Source organism: Nonomuraea sp. NPDC049624, assembly GCF_040675255.1.
In the GTDB taxonomy this organism is placed as follows: domain Bacteria; phylum Actinomycetota; class Actinomycetes; order Streptosporangiales; family Streptosporangiaceae; genus Nonomuraea.
In genome coordinates this window covers 173,934-186,119 of record NZ_JBFAOR010000002.1, presented here as the reverse complement: position 1 = coordinate 186,119, position 12,186 = coordinate 173,934, and the positions used below count along the sequence as shown (strand labels likewise).

The 12,186-nt window shown below is 72.3% G+C and carries 11 protein-coding genes; 7 read left to right on the top strand and 4 right to left on the bottom strand.

Annotation, left to right across the window (positions count from 1 at the left end; all coding sequences use genetic code 11):
- The first annotated feature begins 15 nt into the window (after positions 1 to 15).
- From AB0J76_RS07110 to AB0J76_RS07095, 4 genes are read left to right on the top strand one after another with little or no spacing between them, the layout of a single operon-like run.
- Positions 16 to 2,097 carry a right-handed parallel beta-helix repeat-containing protein gene (locus tag AB0J76_RS07110; RefSeq protein WP_352324981.1) on the top strand — a complete coding sequence of 694 codons (2,082 nt, stop codon included), beginning with the start codon at positions 16 to 18 and terminating at the stop codon, positions 2,095 to 2,097.
- 4 nt (positions 2,098 to 2,101) lie between these two features.
- Positions 2,102 to 2,872, top strand: a complete 771-nt coding sequence (locus tag AB0J76_RS07105; RefSeq protein ID WP_352324980.1) for a hypothetical protein — start codon at positions 2,102 to 2,104, stop codon at positions 2,870 to 2,872.
- A gap of 58 nt (positions 2,873 to 2,930) precedes the next feature.
- Positions 2,931 to 3,698, top strand: coding sequence for a hypothetical protein (locus AB0J76_RS07100; protein WP_352324979.1), 768 nt, complete (start codon positions 2,931 to 2,933; stop codon positions 3,696 to 3,698).
- 35 nt (positions 3,699 to 3,733) lie between these two features.
- Positions 3,734 to 4,426 (top strand): hypothetical protein, encoded by a 693-nt coding sequence (locus AB0J76_RS07095; protein ID WP_364389064.1) that lies wholly within the window; start codon positions 3,734 to 3,736, stop codon positions 4,424 to 4,426.
- On the opposite strand, the gene AB0J76_RS07090 is transcribed toward AB0J76_RS07095, so the two are convergent.
- Positions 4,393 to 5,202: an SGNH/GDSL hydrolase family protein gene (locus AB0J76_RS07090; protein ID WP_352326826.1), complete on the bottom strand. Its 810-nt coding sequence runs from the start codon at positions 5,200 to 5,202 to the stop codon at positions 4,393 to 4,395. The genes AB0J76_RS07095 and AB0J76_RS07090 overlap by 34 nt on opposite strands.
- Positions 5,199 to 5,774, bottom strand: a complete 576-nt coding sequence (locus AB0J76_RS07085) for a PadR family transcriptional regulator (protein WP_352326827.1) — start codon at positions 5,772 to 5,774, stop codon at positions 5,199 to 5,201. The genes AB0J76_RS07090 and AB0J76_RS07085 overlap by 4 nt, the downstream gene beginning before the upstream one ends.
- A 225-nt stretch (positions 5,775 to 5,999) precedes the next feature.
- Between AB0J76_RS07085 and AB0J76_RS07080 the strand changes: the two genes are divergently transcribed.
- The 3 genes from AB0J76_RS07080 to AB0J76_RS07070 all read left to right on the top strand — a co-directional run bounded on the left by AB0J76_RS07080 (position 6,000) and on the right by AB0J76_RS07070 (position 10,505).
- Positions 6,000 to 7,706 carry an ABC transporter ATP-binding protein gene (locus AB0J76_RS07080; protein WP_352326828.1) on the top strand — a complete coding sequence of 569 codons (1,707 nt, stop codon included), beginning with the start codon at positions 6,000 to 6,002 and terminating at the stop codon, positions 7,704 to 7,706.
- Between the two features lie 247 nt (positions 7,707 to 7,953).
- Positions 7,954 to 9,603, top strand: coding sequence for a urocanate hydratase (gene hutU, locus AB0J76_RS07075; protein ID WP_352326829.1), 1,650 nt, complete (start codon positions 7,954 to 7,956; stop codon positions 9,601 to 9,603).
- 68 nt (positions 9,604 to 9,671) lie between these two features.
- On the top strand, positions 9,672 to 10,505 hold the full coding sequence (locus AB0J76_RS07070; protein ID WP_352326830.1) for a MurR/RpiR family transcriptional regulator: 834 nt from the start codon (positions 9,672 to 9,674) through the stop codon (positions 10,503 to 10,505).
- Here the strand turns inward: AB0J76_RS07070 and AB0J76_RS07065 are convergent.
- Complete coding sequence (locus AB0J76_RS07065) at positions 10,485 to 11,234, bottom strand: ABC transporter permease (RefSeq protein ID WP_352326831.1); 750 nt, start codon at positions 11,232 to 11,234, stop codon at positions 10,485 to 10,487. The genes AB0J76_RS07070 and AB0J76_RS07065 overlap by 21 nt on opposite strands.
- Positions 11,231 to 12,184, bottom strand: coding sequence for an ATP-binding cassette domain-containing protein (locus AB0J76_RS07060; protein WP_352326832.1), 954 nt, complete (start codon positions 12,182 to 12,184; stop codon positions 11,231 to 11,233). Before AB0J76_RS07060 ends, AB0J76_RS07065 begins: the two co-directional genes overlap by 4 nt.
- Positions 12,185 to 12,186: the final 2 nt, after the last annotated feature.

The window sequence follows — 12,186 nt, the reverse complement described above, 5'->3', positions numbered from 1 at the left end:
CCCCGGAGAGGAAACATGCGCCTTCAGTTAGTCGCGGCCCTGGTCGTGGCGGCCGGACTGGTCGCCACCCCCGCGGAAGCGGCCGCCGCCCGGAACTTCTTCGTCGACTGCCAGGCGCCGGACGGCGGCTCGGGGCGCAACGCCGCCGGGCCGCTGAACAGTCTGGCGGACGTCAACGCCATCACCTTCCGCGAGAAGGACACGATCAAGTTCAGGGCGGGGACCGTCTGCGCCGGCCGGCTCGAACCCGTCGGCTCCGGCACGGCCGCCCACCCCGTCGTCTTCACCTCCTACGGCGAGGGCCCCAAGCCGATCATCCAGGGCGACGGCGGCGAGTGGGCCGTCCACCTGGTGGACAACAGCTACGTGACGCTGGAGAAGCTGCACGTCACCAACCCGGCGGCCACCACGGCCAAGCGGACCGGCGTGCAGTACAACTCCACCACCCCCGAGCCGAAGGCCGGACTGGTCCTGCGGGACCTGGAGATCTCCGACGTCGCCGGCTGGGGCAACAAGACCGGGGCGAACAGCTCCTGGTTCGCCTACTCGGCGGGCATCAGCATCCAGGCGCTGCCCGAGGGCAAGGTCGGCTACCTCGACGGCATCACGATCACCGGCAACTACGTGCACGACACGGGCGGCGGCGGCATCAAGATCAGCCGTAAGGGCACCGACTACCACCGGAACGTGCTCATCGCCCGCAACACCATCCGGGCGGTCGGCGGCGACGGCATCGTGGTGCACGCCTCGGACCGGCCGCTGGTGGAGCAGAACCTGTTCGACGAAGGCGGCGCCGGGAAATACCCGTACGTAGACGGGAACTTCGCGGGAATGTGGCCGATCAACTCTGTTGACCCGGTATTTCAGTTCAACGAGGTGACCCGGCAGCGGCCCACCATCTTCGACTCCACCGCCTGGGACTGCGACGGCGGCATCAAGGGCTCGTGCGTCTACCAGTACAACTACTCGCACGACAACGCCGGCGGCTTCTACCTCGGCTGCCAGAGCTGCACCGAGTTCCCCAACTACAAGGCCACCGCCATTCTGCGGTTCAACATCGCCCAGGACGACTGCCGCATCGCGGGCAACGCCTCGGGCGACAACACGAGCCCGCTGTGGCTGTACAACAACACGTTCTTCTGCCCGTCGCAGAAGCTCGACGTGGCCGTGCCGACCGCGAACTCGAAGATCGTCAACAACATCTTCTACGCGCCGTCCGGGACGCTGCCCGCGGCCCCCGGCATCGGCTACGACTCCAACGTCTACCACGGCGGCGTGGCCGTGCCGGCGGCCGACGCCCGCGCGGTGACGGCCGACCCCGGGCTCGCCGCCCCCGGCACCGCCGACGGAGCCGCCGACGTGAACGGCTACAAGCTGCTCGAAGGCTCGCCCGCGCTCGCGTCCGGCGCGGTCGTGGACGGTCTCGGCGACCGCGACTACTTCGGCAACCAGGTCGCCGGCACGGTCTCGCGCGGGGCCTACAACGGGCCCGCCGCCGCGCCGGTCGTGTCCGCCTCGGTCGAGGAGGCGTACAACAACGTCGCGGTCAGCTCCGACCTCAACCCCAACGCCGGCGGCTTCTCCACGAGCGGCCGCAGCTACTCCGGCCAGGCGCTGGAGAAGGCCGGCCTGACGCCGGGCCGGACCGTGAACGTGCTCGGCGCCGACTTCGTCTGGCACCCGCGCCCGTACGGCATGACCGACAACGTCAAGGCCGCCGGGCAGACGGTCGCGCTGCCGGGGCAGGGCGCCAGGCTGGTCCTGCTCGGAGCCGGTGGCCTGAAGGCCCGCGAGGGCGTGTTCAAGGTCACCTACACCGACGGGACGACCGAGGACAAGACTGTCAGGTTCGGCGACCAGTGGGACGCGACCGCGCCCGCCGGTGGCGTGCTCGTGGCCCGCGCCGACTACCACAACATGACGCAGACCAGCTACAAGAACCCGGCCACCGGGCAGACGCGCGAGTCGGGCGTGTCGGTGTTCGGCTACGCGGTGCCGCTCGACGCGTCCAGGACGGTCGCCACGGTGACCTTCCCGGCGGGCAGCCCGCTGGCGAACGCGGGGCTCCACGTCTTCGACATGAAGATCGCGAGCTGACGCCGTGACGAGCACCCAGGCCACCGGCCGGTCGCGCCGGGCGTCCGGCCCGCGTCCGGGGTTCCCGGCGCGCGGGCGGGTCCTGTGGGCGGCTCTCGCCCTGGCCGGGGTGCTCGTCGTCGGCATCGCGGTGTCGGGGAGACAGGCCGGGGGCGAAGTTCCCGCGCGGGCGGCGTCCGCGGGTGTGGCGGAGGTGCTCGGGATGCGTCCCGGGGACACGGTCGTCACGTTCGAGGGGGAGCCGGTGAGCGGGGCCGAGGTGCTGCGGGCGGCCGAGACCGTGCGCGCCGAGGTGATCTCCGAGTTCGCCGCCCAGGGGCTCGGTCCTGGCTTCTGGGACCGTCCCCGCGACGGCGTCACCCCGGCGCGGCGGCTCAGGGAGCGGGCGGTGCGGGCCGCCGTGCTGGACAAGGCGCGGCGGATCTGGGCCCGCGAGGCGGGCCTGCTCGCCGACGTCAGCGAGCAGGGCTTCCAGCGCGAGCTGGCCGCCGAGAACGCCCGCCGCGCGCAGGCCGCGCGCTCCGGCCGCCCGATCCCGGGCGTGCCCTCCTACGACCAGTACACCTACGCGCAGGTGCGGGCCGCCGAGCTGGACTCCGCGCTCGGCAAGCTGCACGCGGCCACCCTCGACCTGTCCGAACGCCGCCTGCGCGACCGGTACGCCCGCACCGCGGCCCCCGGCGCGCCCCCCTTCGACCAGGTACGCGACACCATCAGGCGGCAGCTCGTCATCGAGGGCTACGAACGGGCCCTCCAGGCGAGAGCCGCCTCATGAGCCCTCCCGCAGCGGACATACAAGGCTGTTCCGGCTCGTACCATCGACTTCTAAGGTCATGGGGAACTGGTTCCAGAGCAACATCGTCACCACGGGACGGCTGCCGCTGTTCTGTTACTTCGTCACGCTCATCGTGGCGTTCATCGCCACCCGCATCAACGTCCGCCTGATCAGGGCCAAGGTCGGCTGGTTCCGCAACGTCAACGTGGGCGAGATGCACATCCACCACGTCGTGTTCGGCGTCGTGCTCATGCTCATCGGAGGCGTGACCGGGCTCATCGTCAACGGCGCCGGGCAGGTCGGGCAGGTCGGTCAGGTGGTCGCCGCCTGCGTGTTCGGCGTCGGCTCCGCGCTCGTGCTGGACGAGTTCGCGCTGATCCTGCACCTGCACGACGTCTACTGGGAGGAGGAGGGGCGCACCTCGGTCGACGCGGTCTTCATCGCCGTCGCCGTGACCGGCCTGCTGCTCATCGGCCTGCGCCCCCTGACCTGGGACTACGGCACGCCGGTCAACCCGGCGGCGCTGATCGTGGCCAACCTCGCGCTGGCGGTGATCACGCTGCTCAAGGGCAAGATCTGGACCGGGATGGCGGGGCTGTTCCTGCCTTTACTGCTCGTGGTGGGCGCCGTGCGCCTGGCCCGTCCCGGCTCGCCGTGGGCCCGCTGGTTCTTCCGCGGCGGACGCTCGCCCCGCAAGCTGGCCACCGCCGTCCACCGTGAGGAACGCTGGCGGCGTCCGGTCATCAGGGCCAAGATCGCGTTCCAGGAGTTCCTGTCGGGGCGGCACGACCTGCCCTCCAGCCGGCGCGGCCGTCGGCATACTTGACCCATGACACCGCTCGCGTCCCCCGTCGCGCTCTGATGCGCTTACCGCCGTTCCCCGAGCGCCTGCTGCGGGCCCTGTCGCCGGCCGGCGAGCGGCACGGGCTGCTGCTGGCGGGCGGCCACGCCCTGCGGGCCCACGGCTTCACCGACCGCCTGGTCGAGGGCCTCGACCTGGTGACCGCCGCCGAACGGCCGCTGCCGTCCGCGGCCGGCGACGTCGTGGCCGCGTTGCGCGCCGGCGGGCTGGTCGCCGAGGTCGCCGAGAGCACCGCGTGGGCGGCCCGCCTGGCCGTCACGGACCCGGCCGGCGGGCGCGACGCCGAGATCGTCCTCACCCGCGAGGCGCTGCGCGAACCCCCGGTCGTGTGCGACGGCGTGCCGGTGGCGGCCCCGGCGGACGTGATCGGGCTGCGGGTGCGCGACCTGCACGAGCGGGGGCTGCCCGCCGACGTCGCCGACGCGGCCTCGGCGGCGCACGTGTTCTCCTTCCGCGACCTCGAACGTCTCGCCGCCGTCCACCTCGACGACTTCTCGCCGCAGGAGCTGCTCATGCGGCTGGAGTTCGTCGAGCTGATGAGCGACGAACGCTTCGAGGCCCACGGCCTGGACGAGCGGCACATCGCCGACATCCGCGCCTTCGCCCGGGAGTGGGCCGAGGACATCAAGCTGCGCAGGGCCGACGACGGCGACGCCGACTACGACGACCCCGACCTGCCCGAGGTCGACTGATCCGGCAGGTGCGGTAGCACCGGCGCGAGCGCCGGGCGCTTGCACGCCCGGCCGTCGCCCGACGAGCGGCCTCGCAGGCGCCGGGCGATCCACGGCCCGGCGAACGAGCCGAGCCAGCGGGCCTCGGCCGCCGCCGTGCGCAGGCGGCCGGGCGGCGGCAGCACGGGCAGCGGCAGGTTCCAGCTGTCGTCGCTGCCGGGCAGCTCCAGCGCGTACGCCACCGACGCGGCGAACCTGGCGTGCCCCGCCGGGCTGGCGTGCAGCCGGTCGGGGCTCCACAGCCGCGCGTCGGTCACCGCCGTGTCGGGGAAGGTGTCCACCAGCGTCACGCCGTGCCGGGCGGCGGCCTCGCGGACGCGGGCGTTGAGGTCGAGCACCCGCGGCAGCAGCGGCCTGGCCAGCGGCGCGATCCGGCCGATGTCGGGGAACGTCACCGTCACCACCCGTGCGCCGGCCCCGGTCAGCGCCGCGAACATGTGCTCCAGATCGGCCGCGACGGCGGCGGCGTCGAAACCGGGACGGATGACGTCGTTCATGCCCGCCATCACCGTGGCCAGGTCGGGACGGAGCTCCAGCGCGGCGGGAAGCTGCTCGGCGCGGATCTCGGCGGCCACCCGGCCGCGCACGGCGAGGTTGGCGTAGAGCAGGCCGGGATTGCCGCGGGCCAGGTGCTCGGCGAGCCGGTCGGCCCAGCCGCGGTGGCCGAGGACGTCGTCGCCGTCGCCGAGGCCCTCGGTCTGGCTGTCGCCGAGCGCGACGTAACGGGTGTAGGTCACGGGTTCTCCTCGGGGGTGCGGGCGGCGCGCTCGCCGAGCGTCCGGGCGGTGCTCAGGCACCAGTCGCGCATCTCCCGCTCCAGGCGGCAGCCCGCCAGGCAGGACAGGTAGGGGCCGACCCGCTCGCCCTCGCGCAGGAACGACTCCTCGTCGCGGTCGCCGCGCAGGCGCAGCAGGGTCTTCTCGAAGAACGCCAGCTTGGCGGCGGCCTCCCCGGCGCGGTCGAGGAGCTGGGCGATCAGCGTCGCCGGGTCGAGCCGGTCGGCGACGTGGACCTTGACGGCCAGGTCGTCGCGGAGCAGCAGCGGTTTGGCCGGGGCGGCGGCGAAGGCGGCCAGCTCGTCCAGGCCGGCCGGGGTGACCGAGAACAGGCGCTTGTTCGGACGGCCGCGCTGGACCACCTCCCGGCCGGTGACCAGGCCGTCGGCCTCCAGCCTGGTCAGCTCGGCGTAGAGCTGCTGGGGGGCGGCGTACCAGAAGTTGGAGACGCCCACGTCGAAGATCTTGGTGAGCTGGTAGCCGCTGTACTCGCCGTCGAGCAGCGCCGCCAGCACGGCATGCCGTAACGCCATCAGCGACGCTCAAGAACATGACTAGTCATGGACATGACTATAGGGCCGCCGCCGATCCCGGTGCCAGGGGGTGGTGATCGCCTAGCTCCTCCTTCTCGAGGGAGGAGACGTCAACGAAAGTTGACATACTTTGGTCGTCAATCTAAGTTGACCCTGGCGTGGCGGTGCGGATCGCGCTGCGCCGTTCGTTGGGAAATTTCGAGAAATGTCGTGAGAGGAGTCGGGGTGCTCAAAGAGCTGCTGGCTTACATCAAGCCGCACCGGAAAGTCCTGATCGCGGGTGGTCTGCTCGGGTTGATCGGCTCGGTGGCGGGGCTGGCGATGCCCCTGCTGGCCAAGTACGTCGTGGACGCCTTCGGCGAGGACCAGTCGCTGGCCGCGCCGCTGTTAGGACTGACCGTGGCGGTGCTCGTCGGAGCCGTCGTCTCGGCCGGGGGCAACTACCTGATGGAACGCACCGGCGAGGGCGTCGTGCTGGGCGCCCGGCGCAGGCTCGTCGACCGGATGCTCCGGCTCAGGGTCGCCGACGTCGACCGGCTCAAGCCCGGCGACCTGATGTCGCGGGTGACGAGTGACACGACGCTGCTGCGCGCGGTGCTGACCAACGGGATCGTGGAGTCGGTCAGCGCGGTGTTCATGCTGGTCGGCGCGATCGTCATGATGGCCACCATGGACGGCGTGCTGCTGCTGGTCACGCTGCTCGTGGTGGTGGTGATCGGCGGCCTGGTCGCGCTCATCATGCCGCGCATCCAGCGGGCCCAGACGCAGGCCCAGGAGGCCGTCGGCGAGATGGGGGCGGTGCTGGACCGGGCGCTGCAGGCGTACCGGACGGTCAAGGCCAGCGGCGCGGAGGAGCGGGAGATCGCGGTCGTCGGGGAGGCGGCCGAGCGCGCCCGCGACCGCGGGCTGCAGGTGGCCGGCTGGACGTCGCTGGCCGGCGTGGCGACCTGGATGGCCGTGCAGATCGCCTTCCTGTGCGTGCTGGCCGTCGGCGGGTCGCGGGTGGCGTCGGGCGTGCTGGAGGTCTCGTCCCTGATCGCGTTCCTGCTCTACCTGTTCTACCTGGTGCCGCCGATCGGGCAGCTCGTGCAGGGCGCCGTCCAGCTCCAGAACGGGCTGGCCGCCATGCGGCGCATCAAGGAGATCGAGGACCTGCCCGGCGAGCCGGTCAGCGCCGCCGTCCCGGCCGCGAGCACGCCGGTGGGCCTGCGGTTCGAGAACGTCGTCTTCCGGTACGGCGACGACCGTCCCGCCGTGCACGACGGCGTCACCTTCGAGGTGCCCGCGGGCGGGCTCACGGCGCTCGTCGGGCCGTCGGGCGCGGGCAAGTCCACGGTGTTCGCCCTGCTCGAACGCTTCTACGAGCACCAGGACGGCCTGATCTCCATCGGCGGCCGGGACATCCGCGACTGGCCGCTCGGCGAGCTGCGGGCCGCGCTCGGCTACGTCGAGCAGGACGCCCCCGTCCTGGCCGGCACGCTGCGCGAGAACCTGCTCTTCGCCGCCCAGGACGCCACCGAGGACGAGCTGCGCCGCGCCGTCACCCGCACCCGGCTCGACGACCTGGTCGCCCGGCTGCCCGAAGGGCTCGACACGGCCGTGGGGCACCGCGGCGTGCTGCTGTCCGGCGGCGAGCGGCAGCGGGTCGCCATCGCCAGGGCGCTGCTGCGCAGGCCCAGGCTGCTGCTGCTCGACGAGGCCACGTCCCAGCTCGACGCGGTCAACGAGCTGCGGCTGCGCGAGGTCATCGCCGAGGTGGCGGCCGAGACGACCGTGCTGGTCATCGCCCACCGGCTGTCCACCGTGACGAACGCCGACCGCATCGTGGTGATGGAGGCGGGCGGCGTACGGGCGGTCGGCACCCACGCCGAACTCGTCGCGGGCGACGACCTCTACCGCGAACTGGCCGCCACCCAGTTCCTCACGAGCTGACCAAAGACAGCGGGCCGCTGGACACTGACGGGGACCGTAGGCGCAGGCTTCGCCTGACGCCTGCGGTGGGCCGCTTAACGCTTTGGGGACCGTAGGCGCAGGCTTCGCCTGGCGCCTGCGGTGGACCGCTGGAAGTTGCGGGGACCGTAGGCGCAGACTTTGCCTGCTGCCTGCGGTGGACCGCTGGACGCGGTCCACCGTAGTCTTCGGGTGACAAAGGTGAATGTGTTCATTCAGGAGGGTCACCATGAGCCGCAGCGTGCGCGCACCGCGAGGCACCACGATCACCGCGAAGGGGTGGCCGCAGGAGGCGGCGCTCCGCATGCTCCAGAACAACCTGGACCCCGAGGTCGCCGAGCACCCCGAGCAGCTGGTCGTCTACGGCGGCTCCGGCCGGGCCGCCCGCGACTGGCCCTCCTTCGACGCCATGGTCAGGACCCTGACCACGCTGGAGGGCGACGAGACGCTGCTGGTCCAGTCGGGCCGCCCGGTGGGCGTCTTCCGCACCCACGAGTGGGCCCCCCGGGTGCTCATCGCCAACTCCAACCTGGTCCCCGACTGGGCCAACTGGGAGGAGTTCCGCCGCCTGGAGGCGGCCGGCCTCACCATGTACGGCCAGATGACCGCCGGTTCGTGGATCTACATCGGCACCCAGGGCATCCTCCAGGGCACGTACGAGACGTTCGCCGCGGTCGCCGCCAAGCGGTTCGGCGGCTCGCTGGCCGGCACGATCACCCTCACGGCCGGCCTCGGCGGCATGGGCGGCGCCCAGCCGCTGGCCGTCACCATGAACGGCGGCGTCGCGATCTGCATCGACTGCGACCCCCGCTCGGTCACCCGCCGCATCGAGCACCGCTACCTCGACGTACAGGCGGCCTCCCTGGAGGAGGCGCTGCGACTGGCCTACGAGGCCCGCGACGCGCGCCGCCCGCTGTCCATCGGCGTCGTGGCCAACGCCGCCGAGGCCCTGCCGGAGCTGCTGGCCGCGGGCGCCGAGATCGACATCGTCACCGACCAGACCTCCGCGCACGACCCGCTGATGTACCTGCCGGTCGGCGTCGCCTTCGAGGACATGGGCGCCGAACGCGACAAGGACCCGGCCGGCTTCACCGAGCGGGCGCGCACGTCGATGGCCCGGCACGTCGAGGCCATGGTCGGCTTCAAGGACGCCGGGGCCGAGGTGTTCGACTACGGCAACTCCATCCGCGGGGAGGCCCAGCTGGCGGGGTACACGCGGGCCTTCGACTTCCCCGGGTTCGTGCCGGCGTACATCAGGCCGCTGTTCTGCGAGGGCAAGGGGCCGTTCCGGTGGGCCGCGCTGAGCGGCGACCCGGCCGACATCGCCGCGACCGACCGCGCGATCCTGGAGCTGTTCCCCGACAACGAGCCGCTGGCCAGGTGGATCGCGCAGGCCGGCGAGAAGGTGCACTTCCAGGGCCTGCCCGCGCGCATCTGCTGGCTCGGCTACGGCGAGCGCAACGTCGCGGGCGAGCGGTTCAACGACATGGTGGCCTCCGGCGAGCTCCAGGCGCCGATCGTGATCGGCCGCGACCACCTGGACAGCGGGTCGGTGGCCTCGCCGTACCGGGAGACCGAGGCCATGGCCGACGGCTCGGACGCCATCGCCGACTGGCCGCTGCTCAACGCCATGCTCAACACCGCCTCCGGCGCGGCCTGGGTGTCCATCCACCACGGCGGCGGCGTGGGGATCGGGCGGTCCATCCACGCCGGGCAGGTCACGGTCGCCGACGGCACCGCGCTGGCCGGGGAGAAGCTCAACCGCGTGCTCACCAACGACCCGGGCACCGGCGTGATGCGGCACGTCGACGCGGGTTACCAGGAGGCCGCCGAGGTGGCCGAGGCCCGTGGCGTGCGCATCCCCATGCGCGAGTCCTGACGCCGCCGTCGCCGTCCCCCGCGCGGCGCGGGGGATGAGAATGCCGGTGGCGAAGTGTTGGAGGTGGCGTGGCTGACGGATATCACGGTGGGCTCGGCGTGCTGCTCGACGGCCGGAGGTTGTCGCCGGTGCAGCGCAGGATCGCCCATTACCTGGGCGAGCACCTCGACGAGGCGATCTTCCTGTCCAGCGTCGAGCTGGCCGAGCGGGCCGGGGTCAGCCAGCCGTCGGTGACGAGGTTCGCCATGGTGCTCGGCTTCGCCGGCTATCCCGAGCTGCGCCAGGCACTGCGCCCGCTGGTGCTCGGCGGCGGCGTGGTCGCGCCCCAGGAGAGCCTGCTGCGCAACGCGATCGACAGCGAGATCCGCAACCTCGCCGTCGTCCGCGAGCGGCTGGCCGCCCTCCCGCTCAAGGAGCTGGGCGAGCAGCTCGCCGCCACCGAGCCGCTGCCGGTGCTGGGCCTGCGGGTCTCCTGCGGCCTGGCCACCACCTTCGCCTACTACGCCAGGCGCATCCACCCCGACGTGCGCCTGCTCACCCACGGCGGCTCGGAGCTGGTCGAGGGGCTGCACGCGGCGCGGCGGGCGGGCGCGGAGTGGGTGGTGGCGGTGGTGCTCCCGCGTTACCCGGCCGAGGTCGTGCAGGCGCTTGAGTACGCCGGGAAGCTCGGCCTGCGCGTCGCCGCCATCACCGACAGGCCGGACTTCCCGGCCGAGGTCGTGCTCGACGGCCCGGTCGGGGACCGCCTGGTGTTCGACTCCCACGCGGCCCCCCTGGCCCTGGCCATGGCCCTGGTCGAGGCCATGGCCGACGCCGCGCCGCTGCGTACCAGGGCCAGGCTGGAGGAGTACGAGCGGATGACCGACGAGGCCGGCACGTTCCTACCCGGCGATCCTGCGTAGCGACCGCATCGACCACAGCGTCGTGAGCACCGCGAGCACGATGAACAGCGCGAACGCGATCGGGATCGACGAGTCGCCGAGCCGCCCGGCGAACAGCGCCCGCCCGGCCTCGACCGCGTGGTAGAGCGGGTTGACCGGCGCGATCGCCCGCATCCAGCCGGGCGCGAACGAGATCGGGATGAACAGCCCGGCCAGCAGCATGATCGGCAACATGAACAGGTTGAGCGTCTGCGACATGCCGTTCTCGTCGCGCACGGTCAGCGCCAGCCCCTGCGACAACCCGGACGCGAACAGCCCGGTGGCCGCCATGAGCGCCAGCACCAGCACCAGCTCGACGCCGCCGATCCGCACGCCCATGGCCACGGCCACGACCAGCACCAGGACCGCCTGGCACACCAGCACGACCATGTCCTTGGCCACCCGCCCGAGCACGATGGCCGGCCGCCAGGCGGGGCTGACGGCGTACCGTTCGAGCGAGCCGTTGCGCAGCTCGGCGATCAGGCCGAACCCGGAGAACAGCGAGCCGAACACGGCGATCATCATCATCGACGCGGGCGTGAACATGCGCAGGGCGTCGACCGTGCTGTGGCCCGGCGTCAGGTCCTTGAGCAGCGGCGCGAACATCAGCAGGTAGAGCACCGGCTGCAGGATGCCGAACAGCGGCCAGACGGGGTTGCTGAAGGACTTCTTCAGCTCGTAACCGGTGAACAGGGCGATGTGGCGGATCATGCGGCGGCTCCGGTGTCGCGCAGGGACCGGCCGGTCTTGGCCAGGAAGACGTCGTCGAGGGTGGAGCGGTCGAGCGCGATCGAGCGCAGGCCGATGCCCTGCTCCTCGAGGACGCGCAGCAGCGCGGGCAGCGTGTGCTCGCCGTCGTCGACGTAGACGCGCAGGGCGTCCTCGTCCAGGCGGACCTCGCGGGCCAGGGGCCTGAGCGCCTCGGCGGCCCGCTCGGGCTCGGCCAGCCGCAGCGTGACGACGTCGCCGGAGACCTCGCGCTTGAGCTCGCCGGGCGTGCCCTCGGCCACGATGCGCCCGTGGTCGACGATCACCAGCCGGTCGCAGAGCGCGTCGGCCTCGTCGAGGTAGTGGGTGCTGAGCAGCACGCTCGTGCCGGCCTCGCGGAGCTGCCTGATGCGGTCCCAGAGGTTCGCCCGGTTCTGCGGGTCGAGGCCGGTGGTGGGCTCGTCGAGGAAGAGCAGCGGCGGGGCGTGCACCAGCCCCAGCGCGATGGCCACCCGCCGCTTCTGGCCGCCGGAGAGCGTGCGGCCGGGCCGGTCGGCGAGGTCGGCGAGGTCGAAGCGGTCGAGCACGTCGGCCGTGGCCTGCCTCGGGTCGGCCACGCCGTGGATCTTCGCGGCCATCATGATCTGGGCGCGGGCGCTCGTGGTGTCCTCCACGCCGCCCGCCTGGCTGACGTAGCCGAGCCGGCGGCGCACGCCCTCGGGCTCCGTGCGCAGGTCGTGGCCGGCGACGACGGCGGTGCCGGAGTCGGGCGTGATCAGCGTGGCCAGCATGCGGATCGTCGTGGTCTTGCCGGCGCCGTTGGGGCCGAGCACGCCGAAGATCTCGCCCTTCTCGACATCGAGGTCTATGCCGCGCACGGCCTCGACGGTCTGCGAGCCCTTGCGGCTCCTGGTGGTGAACGTCTTGCGTAACTCACGTGCCTCAATGATCATCT